The 25,706-nt window shown below is 58.8% G+C and carries 24 protein-coding genes; 7 read left to right on the top strand and 17 right to left on the bottom strand.

The genetic code is table 11. The features are described 5' to 3' along the window. Positions 1–123: 123 nt before the first annotated feature. Complete coding sequence (locus AC1DNI_RS11615; protein ID WP_477691947.1) at positions 124–2,280, top strand: mechanosensitive ion channel family protein; 2,157 nt, start codon at positions 124–126, stop codon at positions 2,278–2,280. Positions 2,281–2,293: 13 nt separating this feature from the next. Here AC1DNI_RS11615 and AC1DNI_RS11610 read toward each other — a convergent pair whose 3' ends face one another. From AC1DNI_RS11610 to AC1DNI_RS11590, 5 genes are all read right to left on the bottom strand, one after another. After that, on the bottom strand, positions 2,294–2,545 hold the full coding sequence (locus AC1DNI_RS11610) for a hypothetical protein (protein WP_091922464.1): 252 nt from the start codon (positions 2,543–2,545) through the stop codon (positions 2,294–2,296). An 88-nt stretch (positions 2,546–2,633) separates the two neighbouring features. Continuing rightward, on the bottom strand, positions 2,634–3,887 hold the full coding sequence (locus tag AC1DNI_RS11605; RefSeq protein WP_244532847.1) for an O-antigen ligase family protein: 1,254 nt from the start codon (positions 3,885–3,887) through the stop codon (positions 2,634–2,636). Further along, complete coding sequence (locus tag AC1DNI_RS11600; RefSeq protein ID WP_477691946.1) at positions 3,884–5,425, bottom strand: undecaprenyl-phosphate glucose phosphotransferase; 1,542 nt, start codon at positions 5,423–5,425, stop codon at positions 3,884–3,886. The genes AC1DNI_RS11605 and AC1DNI_RS11600 overlap by 4 nt, the downstream gene beginning before the upstream one ends. Before the next feature lie 63 nt (positions 5,426–5,488). Then, complete coding sequence (locus tag AC1DNI_RS11595; RefSeq protein ID WP_477691945.1) at positions 5,489–6,631, bottom strand: glycosyltransferase family 4 protein; 1,143 nt, start codon at positions 6,629–6,631, stop codon at positions 5,489–5,491. 7 nt (positions 6,632–6,638) lie between these two features. Further along, on the bottom strand, positions 6,639–7,184 hold the full coding sequence (locus AC1DNI_RS11590; RefSeq protein WP_051615126.1) for a polysaccharide biosynthesis/export family protein: 546 nt from the start codon (positions 7,182–7,184) through the stop codon (positions 6,639–6,641). A gap of 240 nt (positions 7,185–7,424) precedes the next feature. On the opposite strand from AC1DNI_RS11590, the gene AC1DNI_RS11585 reads away from it, so the two are divergent. Then, positions 7,425–9,572, top strand: coding sequence for a GumC family protein (locus AC1DNI_RS11585; protein ID WP_477691944.1), 2,148 nt, complete (start codon positions 7,425–7,427; stop codon positions 9,570–9,572). Positions 9,573–9,576: 4 nt separating this feature from the next. On the opposite strand, the gene AC1DNI_RS11580 is transcribed toward AC1DNI_RS11585, so the two are convergent. Further along, the gene (locus AC1DNI_RS11580; protein WP_477691943.1) at positions 9,577–10,707 is read right to left on the bottom strand and encodes a GNAT family N-acetyltransferase; all 1,131 of its coding nucleotides are present in this window, start codon (positions 10,705–10,707) and stop codon (positions 9,577–9,579) included. Between the two features lie 161 nt (positions 10,708–10,868). Here AC1DNI_RS11580 and AC1DNI_RS11575 point away from each other — a divergent pair, with 161 nt between their 5' ends. Beyond that, on the top strand, positions 10,869–11,888 hold the full coding sequence (locus AC1DNI_RS11575; RefSeq protein WP_477691942.1) for a polysaccharide deacetylase family protein: 1,020 nt from the start codon (positions 10,869–10,871) through the stop codon (positions 11,886–11,888). A 13-nt stretch (positions 11,889–11,901) separates the two neighbouring features. Here AC1DNI_RS11575 and AC1DNI_RS11570 read toward each other — a convergent pair whose 3' ends face one another. Next, complete coding sequence (locus AC1DNI_RS11570) at positions 11,902–12,117, bottom strand: DUF2842 domain-containing protein (RefSeq protein ID WP_027232416.1); 216 nt, start codon at positions 12,115–12,117, stop codon at positions 11,902–11,904. A gap of 158 nt (positions 12,118–12,275) precedes the next feature. On the opposite strand from AC1DNI_RS11570, the gene AC1DNI_RS11565 reads away from it, so the two are divergent. Further along, a complete protein-coding gene (locus AC1DNI_RS11565; protein ID WP_477691941.1) occupies positions 12,276–13,373 on the top strand; it encodes a COX15/CtaA family protein in 1,098 nt (365 codons plus the stop codon). A 4-nt stretch (positions 13,374–13,377) separates the two neighbouring features. On the opposite strand, the gene AC1DNI_RS11560 is transcribed toward AC1DNI_RS11565, so the two are convergent. Together AC1DNI_RS11560 and AC1DNI_RS11555 are read right to left on the bottom strand one after the other, a co-directional pair. After that, the gene (locus AC1DNI_RS11560; protein ID WP_477691940.1) at positions 13,378–13,668 is read right to left on the bottom strand and encodes a type II toxin-antitoxin system VapC family toxin; all 291 of its coding nucleotides are present in this window, start codon (positions 13,666–13,668) and stop codon (positions 13,378–13,380) included. Beyond that, positions 13,665–13,931: a type II toxin-antitoxin system Phd/YefM family antitoxin gene (locus AC1DNI_RS11555; protein ID WP_477691939.1), complete on the bottom strand. Its 267-nt coding sequence runs from the start codon at positions 13,929–13,931 to the stop codon at positions 13,665–13,667. Before AC1DNI_RS11555 ends, AC1DNI_RS11560 begins: the two co-directional genes overlap by 4 nt. A 136-nt stretch (positions 13,932–14,067) precedes the next feature. Between AC1DNI_RS11555 and arsK the strand changes: the two genes are divergently transcribed. Next, the gene (gene arsK / locus AC1DNI_RS11550) at positions 14,068–15,282 is read left to right on the top strand and encodes an arsenite efflux MFS transporter ArsK (RefSeq protein ID WP_477691938.1); all 1,215 of its coding nucleotides are present in this window, start codon (positions 14,068–14,070) and stop codon (positions 15,280–15,282) included. Here the strand turns inward: arsK and AC1DNI_RS11545 are convergent. The 5 genes from AC1DNI_RS11545 to rplM all read right to left on the bottom strand — a co-directional run bounded on the left by AC1DNI_RS11545 (position 15,271) and on the right by rplM (position 19,153). After that, positions 15,271–16,125 carry an aminoglycoside phosphotransferase family protein gene (locus AC1DNI_RS11545; protein WP_477691937.1) on the bottom strand — a complete coding sequence of 285 codons (855 nt, stop codon included), beginning with the start codon at positions 16,123–16,125 and terminating at the stop codon, positions 15,271–15,273. The two genes, arsK and AC1DNI_RS11545, sit on opposite strands and share 12 nt — an antisense overlap. Further along, positions 16,118–17,053, bottom strand: a complete 936-nt coding sequence (gene argC, locus AC1DNI_RS11540; RefSeq protein ID WP_477691936.1) for an N-acetyl-gamma-glutamyl-phosphate reductase — start codon at positions 17,051–17,053, stop codon at positions 16,118–16,120. The genes AC1DNI_RS11545 and argC overlap by 8 nt, the downstream gene beginning before the upstream one ends. Positions 17,054–17,126: 73 nt before the next feature. After that, a complete protein-coding gene (gene speB / locus AC1DNI_RS11535; RefSeq protein WP_477691935.1) occupies positions 17,127–18,080 on the bottom strand; it encodes an agmatinase in 954 nt (317 codons plus the stop codon). A gap of 129 nt (positions 18,081–18,209) precedes the next feature. After that, on the bottom strand, positions 18,210–18,686 hold the full coding sequence (rpsI, locus tag AC1DNI_RS11530; protein WP_027232424.1) for a 30S ribosomal protein S9: 477 nt from the start codon (positions 18,684–18,686) through the stop codon (positions 18,210–18,212). 2 nt (positions 18,687–18,688) lie between these two features. After that, complete coding sequence (gene rplM, locus AC1DNI_RS11525; protein WP_027232425.1) at positions 18,689–19,153, bottom strand: 50S ribosomal protein L13; 465 nt, start codon at positions 19,151–19,153, stop codon at positions 18,689–18,691. 473 nt (positions 19,154–19,626) lie between these two features. On the opposite strand from rplM, the gene AC1DNI_RS11520 reads away from it, so the two are divergent. Beyond that, positions 19,627–19,824, top strand: a complete 198-nt coding sequence (locus AC1DNI_RS11520) for a hypothetical protein (protein ID WP_477691934.1) — start codon at positions 19,627–19,629, stop codon at positions 19,822–19,824. Between the two features lie 39 nt (positions 19,825–19,863). Then, positions 19,864–21,033 carry a DUF1214 domain-containing protein gene (locus tag AC1DNI_RS11515; protein WP_477691933.1) on the top strand — a complete coding sequence of 390 codons (1,170 nt, stop codon included), beginning with the start codon at positions 19,864–19,866 and terminating at the stop codon, positions 21,031–21,033. Between the two features lie 77 nt (positions 21,034–21,110). On the opposite strand, the gene AC1DNI_RS11510 is transcribed toward AC1DNI_RS11515, so the two are convergent. From AC1DNI_RS11510 to AC1DNI_RS11500, 3 genes are all read right to left on the bottom strand, one after another. Next, the gene (locus AC1DNI_RS11510) at positions 21,111–23,072 is read right to left on the bottom strand and encodes an elongation factor G (RefSeq protein ID WP_477691932.1); all 1,962 of its coding nucleotides are present in this window, start codon (positions 23,070–23,072) and stop codon (positions 21,111–21,113) included. 187 nt (positions 23,073–23,259) lie between these two features. After that, entirely contained in the window at positions 23,260–24,180 is a 921-nt protein-coding gene (gene ppk2, locus AC1DNI_RS11505) for a polyphosphate kinase 2 (protein WP_477691931.1), read from the bottom strand. Between the two features lie 125 nt (positions 24,181–24,305). Beyond that, positions 24,306–25,544 (bottom strand): adenylate/guanylate cyclase domain-containing protein, encoded by a 1,239-nt coding sequence (locus AC1DNI_RS11500; protein WP_477691930.1) that lies wholly within the window; start codon positions 25,542–25,544, stop codon positions 24,306–24,308. Between the last annotated feature and the right edge of the window lie 162 nt (positions 25,545–25,706).

The following is a 25,706-nucleotide window of genomic DNA, read 5'->3' as shown; positions in this document are numbered from 1 at the left end:
CCAGCATGACCGCTTCGGCGGGCGATTCCGGGTTCGCTCGGGTGCATTGATACAGCAATTTATTCGTAACGCAGTTCGGCATATTGTGGGGCATAGTGAAAGAAATTTGTTGGGGGCGGGTTGATGGGTAGTGTTGTGTTTCGGGTATGGGCGGCGAGAGCGGCCGCGCTCTTTGCACTGGGCCTGATCGCCTTCATAGGCTGTGCCGCAACTGCCCGCGCGCAGACGGCGCCTACGCCGCCTCCCGCGAAAGTCGAACAGATTTTGAAGCTCCTGGACGATCCCGAGGTCAAGGCGTGGCTCGAGAAAAAGAATGCCGCGCCGGCAACGGAAGAGTCGATGGGCGCCTCGGCGAATGATTTCATGAAGTGGTCCAACGCGATCCGCGCGCATTTACGCGGGATCGGCGAGGCTATTCCGGAAGTGCCGGGCGAGTTCGAGGAAGCTAGCGACACGATCATGACCGAAGTGCATGGTCGCGGACCGGGGGCCATCCTCGTTCTGTTCGCGGGCTTTGCCGCGCTTGGATTCGGCGCCGAGTTTATTTTCCGACGCCTGGTGGGCCGCGCCCATGAACGTAGCCTTGCCAACGTCACCGAGGCCCGTACGACAGCGCGCCATCACGTGATCGGCAAGGCGATATTCATCGCCATTGCGCCGCTCGTTGTCTTTGCAATCGCCAGCGTCGGCGCATTTCTTGCCTTCACCTGGCCGCCGCTGCTTTCCCAATTGGTGCTGCCATTGCTGATTGCGCTCATTGCCTGGCGCGCCATCATGCAGATAACGGCGGTCCTTCTCGGCACGCACCGCGCCTATGCGAGCGACGGCGTGCACCCGCAACTGCGCTTGATCCCCATGGACGACGTCAAGGCGAAATTCTGGTATCCGCGCGTCGGTGCATTTGCCTTCATTTTCTTCGCCGGTTGGGCTTTGGCCGGCCTGATGGACGTTCTGAATTTCACGCCGAACGTTCGAAGTCTTCTGGTCTACATTCTCGGCCTTGGTCTGCTCGCAATTGCGATCGAAGCAGTATGGCGCCGCCCGGAAGCGCCAACGGAATCAAAGGTCTATCGTTTGAAGGAATGGTTGCTCACCTTCTACTTGTGCGTCCTTTGGCTGCTTTGGATCGCGGGCCTCGGCATCTTGCTCTGGGTCGGTATCTACGCGCTTGTGCTTCCCCCGATCTTGCGCGCGACGAGCGCGATCGTTCGCTCCTTCTTCGGGAGCGATGAAGAGGCGGCCAAGTCGCGCAGTGCGATTTTCGAAGTGCTCATGGAGCGCGGGGCGCGCGCCATCGTCATCATTATCGCGGTCGCCTGGCTCGCATCGGTTGCAAGGTTCCGCGCTAGCGGCCTTATGGGCGACGAAAGCGCTACGCGCCTCATTCGTGGGGTTTTGAGCGGCGTGGTCATTCTGCTTGCGGCCGATCTTCTCTGGCAATTGGCGAAGGGCCTGATCAATCGGCGTATCGAACGTGCACGCATTGAAGGGGGCGACGAGGCCGAGCTTGCCCGCAGCGGACGTCTGCTGACACTCCTGCCGATCCTGCGCAATTTCCTCGCCGTGCTGATCGTGACTATCGCGGTCATGATGGTGCTTTCCGGCCTCGGCGTCGAAATCGGGCCGTTGATCGCCGGTGCCGGCATCTTTGGCGTTGCCATCGGCTTTGGCTCGCAATCGCTGGTGAAGGATGTCATCAGCGGCGTCTTCTATATGACCGACGATGCGTTTCGTGTTGGCGAATATATCCAGAGCGGCAGCTACAAGGGCACTGTCGAGTCGTTCAGCATTCGTTCGGTAAAGCTGCGACACCACAGGGGTCCAATCTTCACGGTTCCTTTCGGAACGCTCGGCGCGGTGCAGAACATGAGCCGCGACTGGGTGATCGACAAGTTCCTGATTTCCGTCAACTACGACACCGACATTGCCAAGGTCAAAAAGGTGGTGAAGGGGGTAGGGGCTGCCTTGCTGGACGATCCGGAAATGGGTCCACAGATCATAGAAACCGTGAAGATGAAGGGCGTGGAAGCCTTCGGCGACTACGGCATCAACTTAAGCTTTGCCATGATGACCAAGCCCGGGCATCAATCCACCATTCGCCGCCGCGCTTATGCGATGATCCGCGAAGCCTTTGCCGAAAATGGCATTGGTTTCGCTTCCCCGACTGTCCAGGTCGCCGGAAACGAGGATCACTCCGCGACCTCCGCCGCGGCCGCCCGCGACACGTTGAACCGCAAGAAGGCGGCAGAGGCGGCGAAGGCAGCTGAAGGCGAGGGCTGAAGCTCAGTTCGGTTCAGGGCGCAATAGTGTCCGCACCGATACGCTTGCGCCGCATGATGACGGCATCGACCGCAAATTCAGCCATTGCCGTTGCATCGCGGTTGCCGATGATGAATGCCGCCCGGACGAAACGTGCGAGCGTATTGAGCTCGGGATCATTCTTGTCGGAAAGGCCGAGCCTCTTGGCGGCGTTGTCGAGGGCGAACTGCATGAGTTCGCCGTCCACTTTCGAATAGTTAGGATTGTCATCGTCGAAAAAGGTCAACGGCGGTCCACCCTCGATATTGGCGTCTCGTTTCCCCCCGAACGCCTGGAGAAGATTTATAAATCAAAATGTTTAAATTGCCACAGCCTTATGCCGGAAAACTCGACCTTCGGTTCTGGTAGCGCGTTTCCAGCGCGACGCAGCCCCAGATAATGCCCACCAGTAGCCAGAAATGCCGCCAGTGGTCAGTGTCGATGATATTGCCGATTGCCACATGGGCGACATAGGCGAGGTAGGCGCACAGCAAATAGGGCTGCCATGGCCGCTCGCGAAAGAGAATTCGAAGGCCAAATCCGAGCGTCAGCATGGTCAGGGTCAGATAGCTGATGAAGCCGATCCAGCCATAGTCGAGCGAAGCCTTCAGCCAGATATTGTGCGTGTCTTCGCCGAAGATTGGGCCGAACTCAAGTGGACCGATCCCGAGTGGGCGATCGATCGACATCAACAGCCCATACCAATGGCGGGCAAAGCGTCCGAACTGGGCTTCATCATAATCCTGGACCAGCTGGGCGCGCGCCGTGAAGAGCTCGGAGACGCTTGGTATCTGCAGGGCGATGAGGACGGCAAGCAGAACGAACACGACCGCAAGGCCGGCAAGCACGATGATCCGCAGGCGAAATTTCGGGCTGGGGTTGCGAATGAAGAGGACGAAGGCGACGCCGGCGATCATGAACACCGCCATGCCCCAGGCCGCTCGCGAGAAGGAAAGAAATACACCGAGCGTTATGATCAGGATCGGAACGAGCCGGACGGGCAGGGCGCGCAGATCACCGACCAGAACGCCGTGAACCAGCCAGGCAAGCGGCAGCATCAGGAACGGCCCGAAGACGTTGGGGTCCTGGAATGCGCCCATGGCGCGGCCGTAGCGGGTAAATATATCCGCGCCGGGAAACGCGTCGAAATAGCCGAGAATGCCGAGCAGCGACGTGCACACCGCTGAAAGAATGTAGGCCTTGAACATCACCGACAAGATTCGTTCGTTGGCATTGATGATGGCAGCGTAGAAAACGGCGGTGAGGCAAAGAAACAGCGATACGGCAATATACATTGGCGCTGTCTTCAGCTCGGGCATCTGGCCCATGGAAATCACGCCGCCGACATTGAATACGACTAGGATCGCCAGCAGCACGGCAACGGTGCGCGACAACCGAAGGCCGAAAAGCGCCCAGATGCCGATAAGCCCGGCCATATAGAGTTCATAGGGCGCCGGCTCGTCGATGACGAAGCCGCTCAGAAACACCCCAAGCCCCACAGCAAACGTCGAGATAAGCCCGATCAGGGCGCGGTTCTTTAGCGCGTGTTTCGCCTTGTCAGCTTCACTCGGGGTCGTGATTGCGCTCAATAGGCGTTGTCCGTGTTGAGGAGGCGGATCGGCGTCAGGAACAGGATCTTGAGGTCGAACCAGAGCGACCAGTTTTCGATGTAGTAGAGGTCGAACTCGGTGCGCATCTTGATCTTTTCATCAGAATCGACCTCGCCGCGCCAGCCATTGATCTGGGCCCAGCCGGTGACGCCGGGCTTCACCCGGTGGCGGGCGAAGTAACCGTCGACGACTTCATGATAAAGGAGATTGCGGGTGTGGGCGTAGACGGCATGCGGACGCGGGCCGACGAGCGAGAGCGTACCCATCAGCGAGTTGAAGAACTGCGGCAGTTCATCGATCGAACTCTTGCGGATGAAACGGCCAACGCGGGTCACGCGCGGATCGTCCTTCACCACGGCATTGCGGGCGGTCGGATCGCACATGTCGGTGAACATCGAACGGAATTTCCACACCTCGATCAACTCGTTGTTGAAGCCGTGCCGTTGCTGCTTGAAAATCACCGGACCCTTGCTCTCGAGTTTAATGGCGATCGCCGTGCCAATGATGACCGGGCTGAAGATGATAAGTCCCAACAGGCTGAAGAAGATGTCGAAAGCCCGTTTTGCCACCGAATCCCAATCATTGATCGGCTTGTCGAAGAGATCGATCATCGCGACCGAGCCGATATAGGAATAGGCGCGGGGCCGGAACTGCAGGTGATTATTGTGCGCGGAAAGCCGGATATCGACCGGGAGCACCCATAATTGCTTCAACAGGGAAAGGACGCGCGCCTCGGCCGTGATCGGCAGCGAAACAATGAGCATGTCGATATGGGCGATACGGGCGAACTCGATGAGTTCGGCAATATTACCGAGCTTGGGATAGCCGGCGACGACGGCAGGCGAGCGCTTGGCGTCGCGATCGTCGAAGACCCCGCAGATGCGAATGTCGTTGTATGGTTGCTGTTCGATCGACCGGATGAGTTCCTCGGCAGGCTTGCCGCCGCCGACGATCACCGCGCGGCGTTCCATCTTGCCGTTGCGGGCCCAGCGGCGGATCAGCCTAGACATCACGAGGCGAAAACCGACAAAGGCGACGAGCGCGGTCACGTACCAGGCCCCGAACCAGAGGCGCGAGAAATCCTCGGAGACCTTGAGGAAGAAACCAGCCAGCGAGATCAGGGCAAAAGCACCGGAAATGCTCAAGACAAGGCGGCCGATCGTATGAAACGGATCGCGCATGACCGCAAGCTGGTAGCTGTCCGCAAACTCGAGAAAGAGGATGCTTAGTGTTCCCGTTGCGAATATCGCGGCTGTGTAGTGCATCAAAGAATTCGCGGGCGAGCCGACATAGATGATGAAGACGGCAAAACCGACCAACGCAATGATTGCGAATTCGATCATGCGCATGACACCGCTGATCATGACGGGAGAATTGGTATTGCGCGCATATTGGGAGGCAATGGCGTGAGCGATGGGGCTCAGTTTAGCCTTCTCCTCGACCGGCTTGGCGGGCCGCGAAGCAACGCTGCGCACAGCATCGCGCGAAAACCCGTGGTCGGCTTTTCTGTCTTTCATGATTGACCCTGAAGTTGTAGCGGCCCTAATTAGCACGGATCGCCCTGAAATACAGAAAAGAAACTAAGCTTGTGTTGCGAGTGCCGAGAAGTACTCGGCCTCCAGGCGTGCGGCCATGTTTGCTACGCCGAACTTCTCGCGAAGGGCGTGTATATCGGGAAGCAGCGACTTGAACGCCGCAAGATCGCTGATGGCGCGCGTCATGGTTTTCGCCAGCGCCTCGGCGTTCGGCTCGACGAGCGCGAGCGACGTTTCGCCAAGGATTTCTGGAATACCGCCAACCCGGCTGGCGATGACCGGACGTCCGGCGGCAAGTGCTTCAAGCACAATATAGGGCAGGGCCTCGGCACGCGAGGGAATGACAACCACCTTGGCGAGCCTAAAAGCTTCGCGCGCCTTCATGGGCATCAGAAAGCGAATGTGCGGGCCCAAACCGTCCCTTTGCGCCTGCTCGATTACGGCTGCTCGATCTTTGCCGTCCCCGATCATGACGGCTTTCAACGTGTTCCCGGATGCGGCGCTCGCCTGCGCCAGCGCGCTTACAAAAATATCCGGTCCTTTCAGTTCTCGGATCTCGCCGATGAAAAGGAAGTCCGCCGCATCGCCGTCCAAAGGGACCGGTTCGAACTCGCTGTCCCTGAGGCCATTATAGATCAGTGCATGTCCGCAGCGCGGGACACCGATCTTCTTGGAATAGACGCCTTGTTCATAGGCAGACACGAATATGATCCGGTCGGTCATCCGTTCCAGCAGCCGCTCAACGCGAAAAATGACGCGCCCCTGCATGCTTGCGGGATCGAAGTGGAGGCTGCCACCGTGAGGCGAATAGAAGCACGCGACCTTCGTGCCGGCAAACCGCAGCATCGATCCGAAAAGGCGCGCATAGGTGCCGCCTTTTGCGCCGTGGCCATGGAGCACATCGGGAGCCATCCTGGCGATGATCTTGTAGGTGCGGGACGCCGCAATGGCATCGCCGGGACCGATCTGGCGTTGCATGGCGATCCGCTCGAGGCCAAGTTCAAGCTTGCCGCGCATCTCGTTGAGTAGCGTTTCCTCGAAGGCGCCGCCAGTGGACGCGTCACAGATGACGCCAACCTTGTGCCCCGCGGCCACCTGCGCATCGATGAGATCGCGGACATGACGGAATATCCCGCCAACGGGGGCGCGAAAGCAGTGGACAATCCGCAGCGATTTCTCGTTCGTCATGACAGGATCAGAAGAACCGTTCGCGCACGTAGAGCGTGTCGCCGGGCAGCACCTGTTCGGAAATGATGACGCGGCCGGTCAGGCTCTCGCCATTGATCTGACGGGTAATGTCGACATCCGCTTGGTTAGCGCGCGGCGTGAACCCGCCGGCCGCGGCAATCGCCTTCTGCGCGGTCATGCCGGGAACGTAGGAATATTGGCCCGCTGCGCCGACTTCGCCCATGATGAAGACAGGACGATAGCGGTCGATCTCCACTGCCACGTCAGGGTCGCGTAAGAAGCCTTTGCGAAGTTTGGCGGCAACCGCCGCCTCTATCTGTTGTATTGTCTTGCCGCGGGCAGGAACGCTGCCGACAAGCGGAACCGAAATATAGCCGGCCTGGTCCACGCTATAGGTATTGGTAATACCCTCCTGATCGAAGACGGTCAGACGTATGCGGTCGCCGGCATCCAAGAGGTATGGCTTGTTGATCGCTGCGTTGAAGGCAGGGGGAGCCGGCCGGTAGCTGGCACATCCACCGAGCGTCATCGATAGCACGCCAATGGCGACCATTAAGATCTGTTTGCTGGACACGGCCTGAACCCTAACGACAGTTGCAACGAGAATCCTCGATTCTTGCTGGGATTATCAATTCATTAGGGTTAATGGCTGGTAAAATATCGGCAAAAGCCGGCGCTTCATGCGCATATGAATGGTATGCCTCAATTTGATCATGCATTCGCAGCAGATATTCTTAACGCGCTGGTTACCATAGGCATTTACCATGTCGCCGATCGAAGTGGAGTTGCATGAATGGCCGGGGCGAGCACTGTCGGTAGCGATGTAGACATTGATATAGGTGCCTTGTTCGCCAGCCTTTGGCGAAGCAAGTGGCGCATCCTGCTCGGCTCAATTCTGCTGACGGGGTTGGCATTTGCTGCCTTGTCGTCCGTTTCGCCAAAATATCGGGCGGAAACGCGGATACTCATCGAGACGCGCGAGTCGATATTCACCCGGCCGACGACGCAGCAGGCGGATGATCGCGCGGTCATCGATCAGGAGGGCATCAAGAGCCAGGTCGAGGTGATCAATTCCTCCGATCTCCTGAAGCGCGTCATCGTCAAGCTCGACCTCGGCAAGAATCCCGAACTTTCGGCTGGAGCCGAGCCATCGGCGATCGGACGCTTCTTCGGCGAGGTGGGTATTGGCAAGAACCCGGACGTAGAGACGCGGGACGACTATATTCTCCAAGGGGTGCGCGATCGGCTTGTCGTCTATGCCGTACAGAACTCACGCGTCATCGTCGTCCAGTTTTCGTCAAAGGACCCGGCGCTCGCTGCCGCGGTCGCCAACGCCATTGCCGACGAATATATTGCCACGCAGCAGGCATCGAAGTCGCAATCGAACGAAGACGCCACGGGCTGGCTGCAGCCCGAAATCGACGATCTCAGCAAGCGCGTTAAGGAAGCCGAGGCCAAAGTCGCAGCTTTCCGCAGTTCGTCCGATCTCCTTATCGGCCAGAACAACGCCGTGCTTGCAACCCAGCAATTATCCGAGCTTTCCTCGGAATTGTCGCGTGTTCGTGCCAATCGCGCTGCGACCGAAGCAAAGGCCGAAAGCGTGCGTACGGCGCTTGCCAATGGCGCAGCTGTCGAAACGCTGCCAGACGTGATGGCATCGCCCCTGATCCAGCGGCTGCGCGAGCGGCAGGTGCAGCTTAACAATGACATTGCCGACCAGTCATCCACGCTTTTGAGCGGACATCCGCGCATCAAGGCCTTGCGCTCGCAGCTTGCCGATCTCAATCAGCAGATCCGCCTCGAAGCCCGCAAGGTTCAGGGCTCGCTCGAAAGCGAGGCCGAGACGTCGCGCCTGCGCGAGGCCCAGCTGATCCGCTCGCTCGATGAATTGAAGGCGCAATCGTCAAGGGCCGGCGAAGAAGAGGTGGAGTTGCGCGCGCTTGAGCGCGAGGCCACAGCCCAGCGGCAATTGCTCGAATCCTATCTGACCCGCTACCGCGAGGCCTCGTCGCGGATCGACCGCAGCTCGATGCCTGCGGATGCCCGCATTTTTTCGCGGGCCGACCGGCCAATTGAGCCCTATTTTCCGAAGATCATGCCGATGACTATTGCGGCATTCGTGGCCTCGCTGCTGTTGCTGAGCATCTTGACCCTGCTGCGTGCGCTGTTTACCGGAGCGGCCCTGCGCCCGGCTTACAACGCGCGGGAGTCCCTCGCGGAACCCGTGCCTCCCGCACTCCCGCTCAGTCCGGCGACGCTCGCGATTTCGGGCCCGGAAGAAACCCCGCGCCCAGCAATCGAAACTCCGGCGGAGGAGGCACTCGCCGTTCCGGTTCAACCGGACCATTCCGGAGTTGCCAATGTGGCCGACCGGCTGATGGCGAGCGGGGCGGCGCGAGCGGTCGTTGTTTCCCCGGAGGGTGATGAAGCTTCGGCCCTTACCATATTGCTGGTCCGCGAGCTTGCCGACCGCGGCGTGCGTGTCATCCTCATCGACATGACCGGTTCCGGCGAGATCGGCCGTTCCATGTTCGACGAGAAGAACCTTCCGGGCATCACCAATCTGCTCGTATCCGACAAGCATTTCAGCGATGTGATCCACCCCGATCACTATTCGCAGGCCGAGGTCATTCCGCTTGGCAATCACGACCCGGCCAAGGCGATGCAATCGGTGGGCCGTCTGCCCATGATCCTCAATGCCTTGCAATCGGCATATGATCTTGTGGTGATCGATGGTGGTGCGGCCACCGTCAAGGAGTTGAAACATATCATCGCCGACGGCACCGAGCTTATCCTCGGCGTCGTCGATCCGGATGATCCCGATGTGGTGGCGACAGCCAAGGCGGTGTTTGACGCCAAGCTCCTGCAGCCGGAACTTCTGACGGCATTCAACAAGGAACAGTTACGGCTCGATGGCGGAAGGATTGTTCGCTCTGCCTAGCGCTCTAGGATTGACCGCGGAGCTTCGCGCGGGCCGTCTTGACCATGGCCCAGACTTTTTCGTTCTGCTTAATCCGGCGCACCACTGAGCCGCGTGCGCCGAGATAGAGCGAGAACATGCGTCCCTTGGCAGTCAGGCTGATGTCGTTGTCGTAGGTTGGCGTCTCGATTTCGCTCCAGCTGCGCTTGTACGGCTCGTCCCCGATGCCGAAACTATAGATGGCGAGATCAGAGCCGCAGCTTTCCTCGATATCCTTATAGAACAGGAATTCACCCGGGCTCGTACTGACGAGTTCGTCGTCGGCGATCCCGACGAAGTCGATGAAGGTCATTCCCTTGGCGTGGGATTTGCCGAGAACTGCCCGATATTTGCCTTTGACTTCCAGAGCCCGCAACTGAAAACGCGGCGAGGCGGCATTTGTTTCGTCGGCAAACAAGCGGTGAAAAAACTCCTTAATGCCCTTCGGCTCATAGGTGTTCGTGATGCCTGCCCGCGCCAGGCGATCAGACTTCCAGGCAAAATAATCGTCGAGCATGTTCCTGCTTTCGGCGGCGCTGACAGCCGTGACGATCTTGAAGCCCCCTGCATCGTCATAACGCCGGACCACGTGCCGATGCTTCTTCATCTTTCGCTTTGAATTGTGGCGGTTGAGAACGGTCTCGAAACTGCCATCAAGCCGGATGGCGAGGGTGACATTGGGGTTTGTGCGATGTTGCAACTGCATAAGTGGATTGGTGACGCCGGCAAGCTCGGGGAGCTGGCGTGACAGCGTAACGATGTCGATGTCGGGCCTCGCCCTGTGCAATGCCTGAAAGAGAGCGTTCAGATCGTCTTGCGCGATAGCGAGGGTCGGCAAAAGTGCGGGAAAATTGCAATTGGCATGGGGTCCGCCGACATAGCACGCAACGCGCAAGCTTCCTCTTCGCTCGACCTCCAGCGGCAGGAGGAGGACAGGGGCGCCGTCCATTAAAAGTGCCGCAACGAGACAATCGGAATTGGCGGATGATTTCCAGCAGGCGAACCAGTGTGCAGTCTGCGCAGCACCCGCGAGAAACTCGCCTGCAAAGGCATTCCATAAAGTCGTTGCTTCGCTGGCATCGACAACGATTCGAGGCACAAGCCGGGAAGGAGCCATATTGTTTTCCGTCGGGGAGAAAGTTAAAGAGGACTCATTGATCAGTATTTTTTAAACATTTAGGTTGCATGAATTCCTGAAAACAACCCTCCGATTATTCTTGATTAGCGTAAATTGGTGAAAGAATGGTCCACACGGCTGATTTATTACGCAAAGCCGTGATGCGACTGGCTTGGCATAGTGGTTTCGCGCAAGGCGCGCGCAATCGCTTTGGCGGGCTTGGTTCGATCATCATGCTGCACCGCGTCCGTCCCGACTGCATAAGTCCTCTCGGTGTAACGCGGTCGCTGTCCATCACCCCGAAATTTCTCGACGAGATTATTGTCTCGCTGAAAGCGGAGGGAACCGAGTTCGTGTCGATGGACCAGATGGCCGATCGCGTTGAGAACGGCGTTCGCAGCGATCGGCGTTTTGTCGCGGTAACGCTTGACGATGGCTACAACGACAATCTCAACCATGCATATCCCGTGTTCCAGAAGCATCAAGTCCCATTCACGGTCTATGTAGCGCCGGGCTTTATCGAAGGCGCAGCGGTGCTCTGGTGGGAAGTCGTCGAAAAGCTGGTGGCGCAGACGCCATATATCAAGGTGCCGGACGGGCCGGAGTGGCGCTGCTCGACTGGCCTCCAGAAACGCGCGGCTTTTCACGGCCTTATGCGGTATTTCTCATATACATTGACGGAGCTGGAGCAATTGCCGGTCCTGCGCGAAATGTGCACCGAGGCCGGTATATTGTGCGGCGTTGCGGCAGATCAGGACGTCATGACCTGGAAGGAATTGCAGCAAATTTCGGCCGATCCCTTGTGTACGATCGGCGGCCACACGGTCCACCACTACAACCTCAAACGTCTGACCGCCGGCATGGTAGCCCAGGAAATGCGCGAATCGGCGGATATGATCGGCGATCACCTTGGCAAACGCCCTGTCCACTTTGCATTTCCGTACGGGTCCGCCAAGGCGGCAGGCAGACGTGAAGCCGAGATTGCGAAAGATGAGGGCTTCGTTTCGGCGGTGACGACGCGCCATGGCACGATCCATGTCGAACACCGAACCAATCTGCACGCATTGCCACGCATATCGATCAACGGTCGCTTCCAGAAACTCGTCTATGCCCAGACCATGATGAGCGGGGTGACGACACCCATTGCCAATGCCGGCCGCAGAGTCGTGCAGGGCGATTAAGGACGTGCCAGGCTCAGGCCTTCTTCTTCGGCGCCTTTTCCATCCAGCTGATGATGAACATTGCCGGGACGACCCACAATATCCCTGTGCCGAAGAAATAGAGGAGATGGATCCAGGGGCTGGCATTGGCGAGGAGGGCAACGGCGAAGACCGTCGCGATGATGGCGTAGACACATACCAGCGCCACGAGCAGAAATGTACCAATGAGTTTCTTCAGCCGGACCGGCATCGCATTCTCCAAGTTCAGCGCTTCCTGTAGCGCCTAAAAACCGGATCGGAAAGCCAAAAAGCCCGCCATGCTGGAAAAACGCGACGGCGTGTCGCGTGAGCCCAGCTTGTCTTCGCCACCTTTATGCGGCACCTATCCGCGACTGACAGGAGTATGCGATGACCGATCAGACAATCAGCGCCGGCGCGATCAGCCTTATTCAGGATCGCGAAGCTCGCAACCGCCAGTACGCGCGGATCTGGCTTTATCTGGTCCTTATTGTCCTTGCCACGATCGTCATCGTCGGTGGAGCCACGCGCATGACCGGCTCCGGTCTTTCGATCACCGAATGGAAGCCGATCCACGGCATCATTCCGCCCATCGGTCACGACCAGTGGATCGAGGAATTCGACAAGTATCGCCAGATTCCCCAGTACGAACGACTGAACAAGGGCATGAGCCTTGCCGAGTTTCAGCAGATCTTCTGGTGGGAATGGGCGCACCGCTTTCTTGCACGCAGCGTCGGCTTTCTCGTCGCCTTGCCGCTCGCCTTCTTCTGGCTCACCGGCCGCCTTGAGCGCCGCCTGAAGCCGCGCATGGTCGGCATCCTCGCGCTCGGCGCGCTGCAGGGTGCGGTTGGCTGGTGGATGGTAGCGTCCGGGCTCGTAGACCGCGTCGACGTCAGCCAATATCGTTTGGCCACCCACCTCACGCTCGCCTGCATCATCTTTGCGGCCGTAATGTATGTGGCGCGGGGCCTTGCCGTTTATTCGGAAGCACCGGCCGAGCGCGCGATCCAGCGCTTTGCCGGCTGGTTTGTCGTGCTGGTATTCATCCAGATCTACCTTGGCGCGCTCGTCGCGGGTCTCGACGCGGGACTATCCTATAACACCTGGCCGCTGATGGATGGCTCAATGGTTCCGGGCGATCTTTTCCCGATCCAGCCGATCTGGCACAACTTCTTCGAGAATCCGAAGACCGTGCAGTTCGTCCATCGGTGCTTTGCTTATTTCGTCTTCCTCGTGGCGATCTGGCAGGCTGTCTCAGTCAGCCGCAGCGCACCGGGCACGACCCATGCACGCCGCGCCGTGCTTCTCGCGTTGATTGTCGCGCTGCAGGCGGCGATCGGCATCACGACGCTGTTGATGATGGTACCGATCGGCCTTGGCCTTCTTCATCAAGGCTTTGCAATTGTTCTGCTCGGATTTTCGGTCGCGCACTGGCGCGCCACAAAGGGCAGCTATCCACATGAGACTGAGGTGATTGCCGGAAGATAGCTGATCATCTCGCCCAGAGTTGTGCGACTTCGCGGAATTCGTGGATGACGGCGTCGGCGTGCAGCAGGATCAGTCCGTCCGATTGGGCTTGTGCCACGAGCATGCGGTCAAACGGATCGGCATGGGCCCATTCGAGCCGGCCCGCCAATTCTGCGTGTGCGGTCGACATGGAAAGGGGCAAAAAGCCGTTAGCTTCGATGGCGGCGTGGGCTGAGCCGTTGAAGCGCAATTTACCCTTGGCGCTCTTGATGGCGATTTCCCAAAAGGGTGTTGCGGTATCGAGCAAAAGGTTCATGCGTTGCCGCCACTGAACAGCTCGACAGTCCGATCATCCACAGCATCGAAATCCTCCGCGATATAGGAGATTCCGAGCGCCTTTGCCGGGTGCCGTGACTGTTTCTGTTTCGGCAATGGTCCCAGTCTGGCCAAGGGCACGCCATTCTTGACGATCACCACTTCTTCACCGGCCGCCGCACGGTCAACAAGGTTGGAAAGATTGGTTTTTGCGTCATATAGATTGATTTTTTTCATTGGGGGCTTCGTGACCAACTTGACCAATGTAAAGCCCCGATAGGGCGCTCGGTCAAGTTGGTCAGGCACGAGATTTGTACGGAACCGTTTTCCGCGAAGGGGACTCAGTGTAGTTCTTGGCTGCCGCTCGCAAGAAGCGGGACAACATGTGGAAACGAACAGAATGACCCTAAGTGCGAGACGCTCACTGGCCGCTGTCAGCGCTCTCGGCGTTTCGCAAATCATCAGCTACGGCACACTCTATTACAGCTTCAGTATTCTGGCGCCGGCGATGGGCGAGGAGTTTGTGCGCTCGCGCGAATGGCTCTTCGCTGCATTTTCCGGGACGCTGCTCATCGGCGGCATCATTTCACCCTGGTCGGGACGCTGGGCAGATCGTTTCGGCGCGGGGCGGGTCATGACGCTTGGTTCGCTTGCTGCCGCAGTGTCATTACTGATCTGCGCCTGGGCGCCAAACTGGAGCATCTTTGCTCCGGCGTTGGTAACGACGGGCATCGCCACGCCGTTCATCCTCTACAACACGGCCTTTGCGGTTCTGGTGCAGATCGATCCGCAAGCCGCACCTCGGCGAATTACGCTGCTGACGCTCATTGCCGGGTTTTCCTCGACGCTGTTCTGGCCCTTGGCGACAGGGCTCTTGAAATGGTTCACCTGGCGCGAAATCTTCCTGTTTTACGCCGGCCTCCAGCTCTGCATCTGTTTTCCGATCCATTTCTGGCTATCCCAGATGACCCGACGATCGCCGATGCTAAGACCGGAGGCGTCATCTGATCCTGCAACCTTCGATGCCGGCTCCTTGCCTCTGGCAAGCCGCCGTTCTGCCCTTATTCTCATTGCCAGCGGCTTCTCATTCGGAAGTTTTGCCCTTTCCGCGATGCTTGTGCACCTCGTTCCGGTTCTGGCGGCGGTGGGGCTCGGCACGTCAGCGGTGCTGGTCGGCACGATCTTCGGGCCGTCTCAATTTGCGAGCCGTCTCGTCAACATGGTACTCGGTCATCGGTTCTCGGCGCTCGCCGTGGCTATCCTCTCCACGGCCCTGATCCCGCTCGCATTCCTCATGCTGCTACTGCCGCCGCCGGTGCCGCTGATTGCCGGCGCAATACTGTTCGCCATGCTGTTCGGCATGGGCTCGGGACTGAACAGCATTGTCCAGGGAACGCTCCCTCTCGCCCTGTTCGGGCATCGAGGTTACGGCGAAATTCTCGGCAAGATCACCGCTGCGCGCCTGACTGTGTCGTCAACGGCGCCTTTTATTTTCGCGTTTATCCTTGAGCAGTTTGGTCCGCATGCGGCGCTCGCCATTGCCGCCTTTGTCGGATGTTGCGGTGTCGTCACCTTCCTGATGGTCGCGCGCCTTGTACGCCGTTCATACCAGTGAAGTGAGTACACTCCGTACCGCCCGCGCGACGGCCAGACTGCGCTCAGCCTCTTCGAAGTTCTGATCTTCCGTGTGCCAGGAGGCGGAAAGCGCGGCGTGGGCCATGGCATAACCGAGAATGGTGCGAATGTCGCGATCGAAGGCGCGCGAAAACGTCCGCGCCATGGTCGCGATGCGCGTCTCGCTTGCTCTCAGATCCTGACGATCCAGCGGGTTGTAGAACATGTTGGCCGCGTCATACATCGGATCGCCGAGAAGGCCCTTGGGATCGATGATCAGCCAGCCCCTGTCGCCGAAGAGAACGTTCTCGTGGTGGACATCGCCGTGCAGCGGCTGCACGTTCATTGGTTTGTTCATCAGCTCGTCTGCGATCCGTGCCGCCTCCACGAACAGGCTGTCGATGCCATTCCTGCAGTCGCTTTCCGCCTTTGCAAAGAGGCTCGCAAACTGCTGTTGGATCGGGATGAGGTCGGGCGCGAAAGCTCGGTCGTCGTACTGCGTGTCCAGAAGTTTGCGCAACACCTCGACGGCGATCGCGGTTGCCGCTTCATCGCCAAATTCGTTGAGATGGTCGAGAAGGGTGCGCCGGCCGGCATATTCGAGCAGCAACAGGTTGTCCTTGATCGCAAGGACCCGGATCGCACCGCTGCCGTCATGCCAGTCGAGGTAATGAACGCCAGGCAGCTCATCCTTCATGCCGATCGGCGTCAAAGCCTTGACGATGGCTGGCGTTCCATCGGGGAGCCGCACCTTGGTAATGCGGCTTGTGGGCGTTTCGGCGAGAAGTTCTGGGGAGGAGACGTTCCACTCGGCGGGAAACGTCTCATTCACCGTATCACCCATGGCCGATCATGAGATCGAGGTTCTGCACGGCCGCGCCGGACGCGCCCTTGCCGAGATTGTCGAGGAGCGCAACCAGATTGACCTGTCCCTGATCCTCCGAGCCGAAGACGAACAATTTCATGATGTCCGTGTCGCGCAATTCTTCGGCGTCGAGCCGTGCAAGTTGCACGCTGTTGGCAAGCGGAACGACCTGGACGATATCCTGGCCTTCATAGTGGGCACTCAGCGCCGCGTGGATGTCGCCTAGCGAAGGTTGGCCATCGAGATCAGCCGTGAACAGCGGCACCTGCACGATCATGCCTTGTGGAAAGCGTCCGACGCTCGGCGAAAACAGAGGACGGCGCTCGAGGCGGCCATGCATCTGCAGTTCCGGCACGTGCTTGTGCTTGAGCGGCATGGCGTAAAGGAAATTGTTGGCCGTGATATGGTCCGGGTTGGCCTCGTCCTCCATCTGCGCGATCATCTGCTTGCCGCCACCCGTATAGCCGGAAACAGCGTTGACGGTGACCGGATAGCCGGCGGGTAGAATGCCGGCATCACGCAGCGGGCGCACCAGCGAGATCGCTCCGGTCGGATAGCAACCGGGATTGGCGACGAGCCGGGCGTCGACGATCTTCTGCCGCTGCGCGCGGTCGAGCTCGGCAAAACCGTAAGCCCAGTCGGGATGCACGCGATGTGCCGTCGAGGTATCGATGATCTTCGTCGAATTGTGCCCCTCAAGGATTGAGACGGCTTCTTTCGAAGCGTCGTCCGGCAGGCACAATATGGCGACATCGGCCTCCTTCAGGTAGTCGGCCCGCATATCGCGGTTACGACGCTCGGCTTCTGGAATCGAAAGCACGTCGAGATCGTCGCGGCCCGCAAGGCGCGTCCTGATTTGCAAACCTGTCGTGCCGTGTTCACCGTCGATGAAGATCTTGGGTTTCATGTCGTTGCCCTTGGAAGCTTTGAATTCAGATAGTTGGCGAGGAAAGCGGATTCAATGTCTAAGCTGATCGCAATCAGCCTCGTCGCGCTTTTTTCTCCGCCAGCATACCAAGGTAATACATCGCGATTGTGGCACCTGCGATGGCCGTCACATCCGCATGGTCATAGGCTGGCGCGACTTCGACCACGTCGGCGCCGACGATGTTGAGTTCCGTCAGATGGCGCAGCACCGAGAGGATCTTTGCTGAAGACGGCCCGCCTGCAACGGGGGTTCCGGTGCCCGGTGCAAAGGCCGGGTCAAGGCAATCGATGTCGAAAGTGAGGTAGACCGGCTTGCCGGCGGTGCGCGCGATAATCGATTTGGCGATCTCCGCGGCCGAGAGTTCCTCGACCTCGTAGCCAAAGACGATCTTGAGACCGCAATCGTCCGGCGCATGGGTGCGAATGCCGACCTGGATCGAATGGGCAGCGTCGATCACGCCGTCGCGCGCGGCGCGCCCGACGAAAGAACCGTGATCGATGCGCTTGCCATCATCGTACCAGGTGTCCTGATGCGCATCGAACTGCACGAGCGCGACCGGTCCGTACTTCGCCGCATGGGCTTTCAGTATCGGCCAGGTGACGAAATGATCGCCGCCGAGCGAAACTAGAAAGGCGTCAGACTTGATGAGCTTCGCGGCCTCGCGTTCGATGGTAGCGGGCGTCTTCTGGTGGTTGCCGTAGTCAAGCAGGCAATCGCCATAGTCAATGACGGCAAGATCAGCGAAGAGATCGCGATGGAACGGATATTGCGGGTCATTGTCGAAAATCGCCGAAGCGCGACGGATCGCCTGCGGACCGAAGCGTGCGCCCGGCCGGTTGGAGACCGCCGAATCGAAGGGGATGCCCCACACCACTGCTTCCGCACCGTTGAGGTTTTTCGTATAGCGGCGACGCATGAAGGAGAGGGCGCCGGCATGGGTCGGATCGCTCGCCGCGCCAGTCAATGCGCGCGCTGTGAAGGCGTGGTCGATGGATTTCGATGGCATTGAATTCTCCAGGCAGGGCAGAGGGGGTAGGCAAAGCTTTTATTCGATAACCGTCATATGCCTGCGACCGCAACAAAAAAGCGGACCCGAAGGCCCGCTTTCTGTTCTTGTCCAATTGAAGTGCCGAGATCAGCGCTTCGAGAACTGGAACGAACGACGGGCCTTGGCCTTGCCGTACTTCTTGCGTTCGACAACGCGGCTGTCGCGGGTCAGGAAGCCGCCCTTCTTCAGAACGCCGCGCAGAGCGGGTTCGAAGTAGGTGAGGGCCTTGGAAATGCCATGACGAACGGCACCGGCCTGACCGGAAAGACCGCCGCCGGCAACGGTGGCGATGATGTCATACTGGCCGGCACGGTTGGCAGCAACGATCGGCTGCTGCAGGATCATCTGCAGAACCGGACGTGCGAAGTACTTGCCGTATTCCTTGTCGTTGATGACGATCTTGCCGGAACCGGGCTTGATCCAGACGCGGGCAACCGCATCCTTGCGCTTGCCGGTCGCATAGGCGCGACCCTTTGCGTCAAGCTTCTGGACATGGACCGGCGCTGCGGCAGGCGTGCTGGCGGCAATGGTGCCGAGAGCTTCGAGCGAATTGAGCTCAGCCATTCTTATGCGCTCCTTTTGTTCTTGCTGTTCAGCGCGCCGACGTCGAGGACTTCGGGAGACTGAGCTTCGTGCGGGTGGTTGGAACCAGCGTAAACGCGCAGGTTCTTCATCTGGCGACGGCCGAGCGGTCCGCGGGGAACCATGCGCTCAACAGCCTTTTCGACGACGCGTTCCGGGAAACGGCCTTCGAGCAGCTGACGGGCAGTGCGTTCCTTGATGCCGCCGGGATGGCCGGTGTGCCAGTAGTAAACCTTGTCGGTGAACTTCTTGCCGGTGAAGACAACCTTGTCGGCATTGATGATGATGACATTGTCGCCATCGTCAACGTGCGGGGTGAAGGTTGCTTTATGCTTGCCGCGCAGGCGGTTGGCAACGAGAGTGGCGAGACGGCCGACGACGAGACCTTCGGCGTCAATCAGGATCCACTTTTTCGTCACTTCTGCCGGCTTCTGAGAGAAGGTAGCCATTGTGTTCGTCCTTGAGATCATCCTTCACGAAGGAAGGCTTTTCTTGTTGCTTGCGTTGCGCGAAATTCGAAAATTCCGGCAACAATGAAAAGCGGCGGGAAAAGACCCACCGCAGTCGAGAGGTTCAATATAGGTCCCAGCCAGACGCGTCAAGCACTAGATTTCGTCATATCTAGCAAAACAGTGTTAGAAAACAATGTGTTAGAAAAAAGGTATTATATTACCGCATTATTTTGGCTCTCGCGGTGCCCGCCCCAAGCGGAAATGTAGCAACTAGCAAAAGCCTGACTTATTTGCCGGGAGAGTCTGACTCGTTCCGGCGAGAAGCCTGACTCAAGCGTCACTGTTTCGCCGCCGATTAACAGTTGCGTACTTCCCAAACCACCCATCGTACATGGTAAAACGCAATTTGTTGTTGCCAGCATAGCGAGACGCCTTGTCGGCGTCATAACGTGCACCGTTGGAGATATCTCATGCGAGTTCGGTTCCCTGCACTTGGCATTCTGCCACTCATGGTGTCTTCCGCTGCTGCGGTGGATTTCACACCCGACCAATTGCACGAGCGGACAGTCGAACGGCGGGCAATCGAGGCCGTGAACTGGGGGATGCCCGTCGTCAATTTCGACCGGATGCTCCAGGCATTCACGGACAAGGGTGGCAACTTCAACTAGGTCGTCTATTGGTCGGGTCTTCCAGACTGGAAGAACCAGATGCTGACGCCGAACCCCGATACGATCTATCTGCTGCCGTTCTACGACACCAAGGCGGTTGGGCCAGTTGTCATCGAGATACCACCTGCCGGGACTGGGGGTTCTATTACCGGAACGCTGATGGATGTCTGGCAGGCGGCGCTGGAGGATGTAGGACCTGCAGGGGCCGACAAAGGCAAGGGTGGCAAGTTTTTGATCCTGCCACCGGGTTATAATAAAGCCACGCCCAAGGGATACATTGTCCTGCCGTCCTCGACATACGAAGGCTACGGGCTGCTGCGCTCGATCGTGAAGGGGAGTGGTCCAGAAGCCATCAAAAAGGCTGTAGACTACGGTCGCAGGGTAAAACTCTATCCGCTGTCCAAGGCGGCCCGTCCAGACAAGACGGCGTTCGTCGACGTGCTGGGCGTCGAGTTCGACGCGACAATCAGGTACGACCTGAGCTTCTATCGGTCGCTCGATCGGGTGGTCCAATACGAGCCGTGGCTACCACGCGACAAGGTCATGATCGACATGCTTCGCTCCATCGGCATTGAAAAAGGCAAGATGTTCAATCCGGATGAGAAGACTACTGCCATTCTCGAAGCAGCGGTAGCCGAGGCGCATGCCTGGATCGACAGCAGCTACGAAACGGCGTTCAAACCTTATTTCGATAATGCATATTGGGCGGTTCCTGCACCGTCGGACCTGGTAAAAACGGCGGCGACATTTTACGAAACGACAGACACCTATCCAATCGATTCCAGGGGGGTGACCTACTTTTGGGGATTTTCCAGCGTGAAGCACCTTGGAACCGGTCAGTTCTATTTGATGTCGACGAAGGACAAGACGGGGCAGGCACTCGATGGCGGCAAGAGTTATAAACTGACTGTACCCGCCCATGTTCCCGTGAGCCAATATTGGTCGGCGGTCGTCTATGATAGGGCAACTCAGGCACTCGTCAGAGACGTCCTGTCTCCAAGCAAATCGTCCATGAGCAAGGGGCTAACCGTCAATGCGGACGGCACGGTCGATCTCTTCTTTGGTCCTATATCTCCCGCAGGCAAGGAAACGAACTGGACGCCGACCAAGCCCGGAGGTCGCTTCGAAGTGCTGTTCCGGCTTTATGGGCCGCAAAAGCCACTGTTTGAGAAGAGCTGGAGTCTTCCAGATATCGAGCCTGCTGACTAAGAGATGTGGTCTATTGAAAAATGCGCCAGGGTGGGTTCGTGCCTGCCAGCCCTTGCAGCAGGCACGCAACCCGCCAGTCAATGCTCGTTCGCGTGCGCGCCTTGCGCCTGGATTATCGCATCCGCTTCCTTGCCGTACATTTCCTCGAAATGGTCGAATGTCTTGGCGAATGTGCCTATGCCCTGCGTTGCCGAGCGTAGTGTGCGCGCAAGTTCATCCAGGGCGCTGCCCGGAATGAGGGCCCGGAATATATCCCAGCCCTTGGCCTTGTCGTCGCGGTCGAACCCGAGCACTTGTCCCTTGAACGACGATATGATCGGCACCAGGCTTCCGGAATAGATCGAGGGAATCTTGATCTCGACGCGATAGATCGGCTGCATCAGCACGGACGAAGCCAGGGCAAGCGCATCGCGGACACCCATCTTTCCGGCCGCGCGGAAGGCGAATTCGGAACTATCGACCGAATGGTGCTGGCCGTCAGTGAGCGTTACACCGACATCGATGACCCTCAGCCCCAGGGGGCCCTTGTCCATGGCTTCCCGCGCACCTGCCTCGACCGCCGGTATGAAGTTGCGTGGCACTGCGCCGCCCTTGACCGTTTCGGCGAAGCTGAAGCCTTCGCCGCGCCCATTGGGCCTGACGCTCAACTTCACGTCGGCAAACTGTCCGGCGCCGCCCGTCTGCTTGCGGTGCCGATAGTGGACATCCGATGATTTCGAGATCGTCTCGCGGTAGACCGGGCTCGGTGGCTTCTCGCTGACATCCACGTGGAAGACTTCGGCCAAGGTCCGGCAAATGTCGCGCAGATGGACGGGCCCTTGGGAACTGATCAATTGCGCACCGGTTCCTTCTTCCTGGGCAACCTTGATGCCGCGATCGGTTTCGGCCAATTTTGCCAGTGTTTCGGAAAGCTTGGTTTCATCGCGTTCGCTGCTTGGAACCAGTATGCGCTCCATCATTGGCGTGGGTGCATTGGTCCAGTTCGGGGCGTCGACGGCTGCATCCGCGCCAAGCAGCGAGGGGACGGGCAGGTGATCCGACTTGACCGTCGCGAAGACATCGCCCGCCGACGCAGCACCCGAGGCAATCGGCTTTCCGGTGCCCGGGTCCTGCACCGGACCGAGCCGTGCGCCCGCAAGCATTGTGCCTTGCTTCAAGCCGTCCGTGAAAGCGCGCACGAGAACGGTCTTGCCGACATTCTGGCGGTGGTAGGCGTGAAACCCAACGGCGACCAGAGCGCTTTCGAAAATGCTTCCCCCCGCCGATAGCCGCTTGCGCAGCACGTCAGCCTGCGGCGCTTCATGGCGGAGCGCCTTCATCAGACGCATGATGCCATTGCTGTGGCTTGCGGCCCCGACGAGCACCGGAATGATCCGGTTTTCGCGCAGGACCCGCGAGGAGATCGCATAGACGGCATTCGTTGCCGGTTCACGGTCTTCAATCAATTCCTCAAGCAGCCAGTCGTCAAATTCGGAGAGGTGTTCAAGCAGTTCGGCGCGCGCTTCATGTTCGCGCTCGATGAGGTCTGGAGGGATTTCGATCAACGAGGATGGCTGACCCTCGCGGTAGCGCCATGCGCGCTCGGAAATCAGGTCGCAACTGCCGACGATCTTGTCGCCCTCGCGAATGGGAATCTGGCGAAGGATGAGTGTGTGATTTGAGTAATCCTGCAGTGCGGCGACAACGTCGCGCAGTCGCCCGCGTGGCTCATCCATCTTGTTGACGAAAAGGATGCAAGGCGTACCCGACGCTTCGATCGCGCGCAGGTATGGCGCAGCAAGGACGGCTTCTTCCGGGTTCGTTGAGACGCACAGGATGCAGGCATCGCTGGCGAGAAGGGCGTGGTGGGCATGAGCAATCGCTTCGCCTGATCCGGGCGTGTCCAGCGCGCACCACGCCTCGCCACCGAACTCGAATTCCGTCAGGCCAAGTCCATAAGGAGAAACAGATTTTCGTGGGGAACCTTCAAGTGAGCCGAGTTTGTCCACGAGCGTGGATTTTCCGGTTTGCGAAGGTCCGAGTACCGTAAAGCAGCGCATGGCGATCCTCCCTCTGCCAGCATCACAAAATCTCCGCTGGGAGGATGATGCCCTACACGGGCCAAAATCGCTAGGGACACGCGCTGATTTAGATGGTTGCCTGACCCGGCTCGAGGCGTTCCTTGCTTAGTACAGTCTCCCGCCGTTCGAGAAACCGAACTGTTTCCATCTAAACAAGAGAAGCGCTCTAATATTTCGCCGGCACATAGAGTTCGGGCGGCAGGACCTTGCGCTCGTAATCCGGATTGAACACGCGCTCGGGAAGGGCGATGTCCTCGTGCGGCACGTCCTCGTAGGGGATGCGGCTGAGGAGGTGATCGATGCAGTTGAGCCGTGCGCGCTTCTTGTCATTGCCCTCGACGATGTACCACGGCGCTTCGGGAATGTTGGTGCGGGCGAAAGTTTCTTCCTTGGCCTTGGTGTAGGATTCCCAGCGAACGCGCGACTGCAGGTCCATCGGCGAAAGTTTCCACTGTTTCAGCGGGTCGTGGATGCGCATAAGGAAGCGCATCTGCTGTTCCTCATCGGTGATCGAGAACCAGTATTTCACCAGCCTGATCCCGGAGCGAACCAGCATGCGCTCGAACTCCGGCACGTCGTGGAAGAATTCCTGCACCTGGTCTTCACCGGCAAAGCCCATGACACGCTCGACCCCGGAGCGATTGTACCAGGAACGGTCGAAGAGCACGATCTCGCCGCCTGCCGGCAGGTGCGGCACGTAGCGCTGGAAATACCACTGGGTCTTTTCGCGATCCGACGGAGCAGGCAGCGCAACGACGCGGACGATACGTGGGTTGAGGCGCTGCGTAATGCGCTTGATGACACCGCCCTTGCCAGCAGAATCGCGACCCTCGAAGATCACGACGACCTTTTCCTTGTGGTAAGCGACCCAGTCCTGAAGCTTGATCAGTTCCGACTGCAGGGAGAGCAGGGCACGGAAGTAGTCGATGCGCGGAATTGAGGGCGGATGCGACTTGCGATAAATCTTGCGGATCTCCTCCGAAAGCGCCGGCTCGGAGAGCTCCAGCTCGTAATCCTCGTCAAGCGTGTCGGCAAGCTCGGCTTCGAGCCAGTCCTGTGCATCGGAATGTTCCTTGGAATTGTTCATATCGCCTCTCCGGGATTGGCCAACTGACGGCGGAGCACATTTTGCTACTGTGCCGTCGGTTATGCCACGCCCTCATGAAGGATTTTTGAAACAATTGTGAACCGGCGCGAGGGCTTGTCGCTCCTCTATGCGGGCGACAAGACGGCGGCGTTGTCGTGTTCCTTCAATCCGAACACGTCGAATGGCCGCTCGAGCCCGCGCAGCCGGTGCGAGCCAAGACTTTCGAATTGGTTGCCGCAATCGGCCATCTCCACGAACGCCTTCGACAAAAGGACCGGACGCTTGATTTCCTTGGTCAGGCTCTCGAGGCGCGAGGCGATATTCACGGCCGGGCCGATCACCGTGAAGTCAAGCCGGCTGCGCGATCCTATATTGCCGTACATGACATCGCCGACGTGGACCCCGATGCCATAGCCGAGCGGGTTGCGGCCCTTGGCGACGAGATCCTCATTGAGCGCAGCAAGCGCGGTCTGGGCCTCGTTGATCGCCTGCAGCAAATTGCGACAGGCCATGGGATCGCTCAGCGGGAAGATGGCAAGCAGCCCGTCGCCCATGAATTTCAATATTTCGCCGCCATGGCGGGCGATGGGCTCGGACATTGCGTCAAAGTAGCCGTTCAACAGTTCGATAACGTCGTCGCGCGGCCACAGATCGGATATTCCGGTAAAATCGCGCAGATCGCAGATCAATATGGCAGCGCCGACCGTCACGCCGCTGCCGCGCGTCGTCGCGCCGGCAAGAATCTGTTCGCTCGCGTGCGGACCGACATAGGTTTCAAGCAGCGTACGCGCGAGGCGATTTTTCAACCGAATTTCGCTGACGAGTGCGAGGGCGGGCAAAAGGTCGGTAAGGTAGGCCACGTGTTCGTCGCTGAAACCGCCAGGCGCGTCGGCGGCGAAGGTGACGACATGTTCTTTGCCGAGGGTGTGGTAAAGCGGCCAAGCGATATAGTCGGTGAGGCCTTCTGACCGCAACTCGTTATAGAGCGGATAGGTTTCCCCGCTATTTTCTTCGAGTCGCCATCTGATTTCGCGCACGCCGCTCCTGATCTGGTCGATCGGGCTGTTGCGATACCGTTCAGTTTCCTCGATGCCGTAGCCAAATGTCTGGATATCGGCCTTGTCCAAGCCCGTCTTCCAGAGAATCCGCGCGCCGAGCCACTGGGGATGATGGGTTCTGAGATGCAGCGTCGAGCGGGCGACCGGCACGCCGTCTTCCATAAGACGATTGCACAGCTCGACGAAAATATTGTCGATGAAGCGTTCTTCACGGGTTGCATGCACGAGCCAGTCGAGCACCTTGCGCCGTTTGGCGGGCCAGGCCAGGTCACCAACGAGCGGAGGAACAGTGGATAGGGCTTGCATTGTGAATTTCTCCGTCATCGTCAGTCCAGGCTACACCCTTAAATAGAGCGCGAACCGATGGATTAAAGCAGAGCTGGTAAATAATACCACTCGACCGCTCCTGCAGGCCGACATCGCGCTCACCCATTTGAGCGTAATGGTCTCTGCCTCCTACCTGCGATA

The sequence above is a fragment of the Phyllobacterium sp. 01N428 genome (genome assembly GCF_056399405.1).
Note: the sequence above shows the minus strand (reverse complement) of the source record. Positions and strands in the feature narration are given on the sequence as shown.

Coding starts and splice junctions, on each gene's coding strand:
- AC1DNI_RS11615 (WP_477691947.1), top strand. CDS start 124: ATGGGTAGTGTTGTGTTTCGGGTATGGGCGGCGAGAGCGGCCGCGCTC.
- AC1DNI_RS11600 (WP_477691946.1), bottom strand. CDS start 5,425: ATGAAAGACAGAAAAGCCGACCACGGGTTTTCGCGCGATGCTGTGCGC.
- AC1DNI_RS11595 (WP_477691945.1), bottom strand. CDS start 6,631: ATGACGAACGAGAAATCGCTGCGGATTGTCCACTGCTTTCGCGCCCCC.
- AC1DNI_RS11590 (WP_051615126.1), bottom strand. CDS start 7,184: ATGGTCGCCATTGGCGTGCTATCGATGACGCTCGGTGGATGTGCCAGC.
- AC1DNI_RS11585 (WP_477691944.1), top strand. CDS start 7,425: ATGGCCGGGGCGAGCACTGTCGGTAGCGATGTAGACATTGATATAGGT.
- AC1DNI_RS11580 (WP_477691943.1), bottom strand. CDS start 10,707: ATGGCTCCTTCCCGGCTTGTGCCTCGAATCGTTGTCGATGCCAGCGAA.
- AC1DNI_RS11575 (WP_477691942.1), top strand. CDS start 10,869: ATGCGACTGGCTTGGCATAGTGGTTTCGCGCAAGGCGCGCGCAATCGC.
- AC1DNI_RS11570 (WP_027232416.1), bottom strand. CDS start 12,117: ATGCCGGTCCGGCTGAAGAAACTCATTGGTACATTTCTGCTCGTGGCG.
- AC1DNI_RS11565 (WP_477691941.1), top strand. CDS start 12,276: ATGACCGATCAGACAATCAGCGCCGGCGCGATCAGCCTTATTCAGGAT.
- AC1DNI_RS11560 (WP_477691940.1), bottom strand. CDS start 13,668: ATGAACCTTTTGCTCGATACCGCAACACCCTTTTGGGAAATCGCCATC.
- arsK (WP_477691938.1), top strand. CDS start 14,068: ATGACCCTAAGTGCGAGACGCTCACTGGCCGCTGTCAGCGCTCTCGGC.
- AC1DNI_RS11545 (WP_477691937.1), bottom strand. CDS start 16,125: ATGGGTGATACGGTGAATGAGACGTTTCCCGCCGAGTGGAACGTCTCC.
- argC (WP_477691936.1), bottom strand. CDS start 17,053: ATGAAACCCAAGATCTTCATCGACGGTGAACACGGCACGACAGGTTTG.
- speB (WP_477691935.1), bottom strand. CDS start 18,080: ATGCCATCGAAATCCATCGACCACGCCTTCACAGCGCGCGCATTGACT.
- rpsI (WP_027232424.1), bottom strand. CDS start 18,686: ATGGCTGAGCTCAATTCGCTCGAAGCTCTCGGCACCATTGCCGCCAGC.
- rplM (WP_027232425.1), bottom strand. CDS start 19,153: ATGGCTACCTTCTCTCAGAAGCCGGCAGAAGTGACGAAAAAGTGGATC.
- AC1DNI_RS11520 (WP_477691934.1), top strand. CDS start 19,627: ATGCGAGTTCGGTTCCCTGCACTTGGCATTCTGCCACTCATGGTGTCT.
- AC1DNI_RS11515 (WP_477691933.1), top strand. CDS start 19,864: ATGCTGACGCCGAACCCCGATACGATCTATCTGCTGCCGTTCTACGAC.
- AC1DNI_RS11510 (WP_477691932.1), bottom strand. CDS start 23,072: ATGCGCTGCTTTACGGTACTCGGACCTTCGCAAACCGGAAAATCCACG.
- ppk2 (WP_477691931.1), bottom strand. CDS start 24,180: ATGAACAATTCCAAGGAACATTCCGATGCACAGGACTGGCTCGAAGCC.
- AC1DNI_RS11500 (WP_477691930.1), bottom strand. CDS start 25,544: ATGCAAGCCCTATCCACTGTTCCTCCGCTCGTTGGTGACCTGGCCTGG.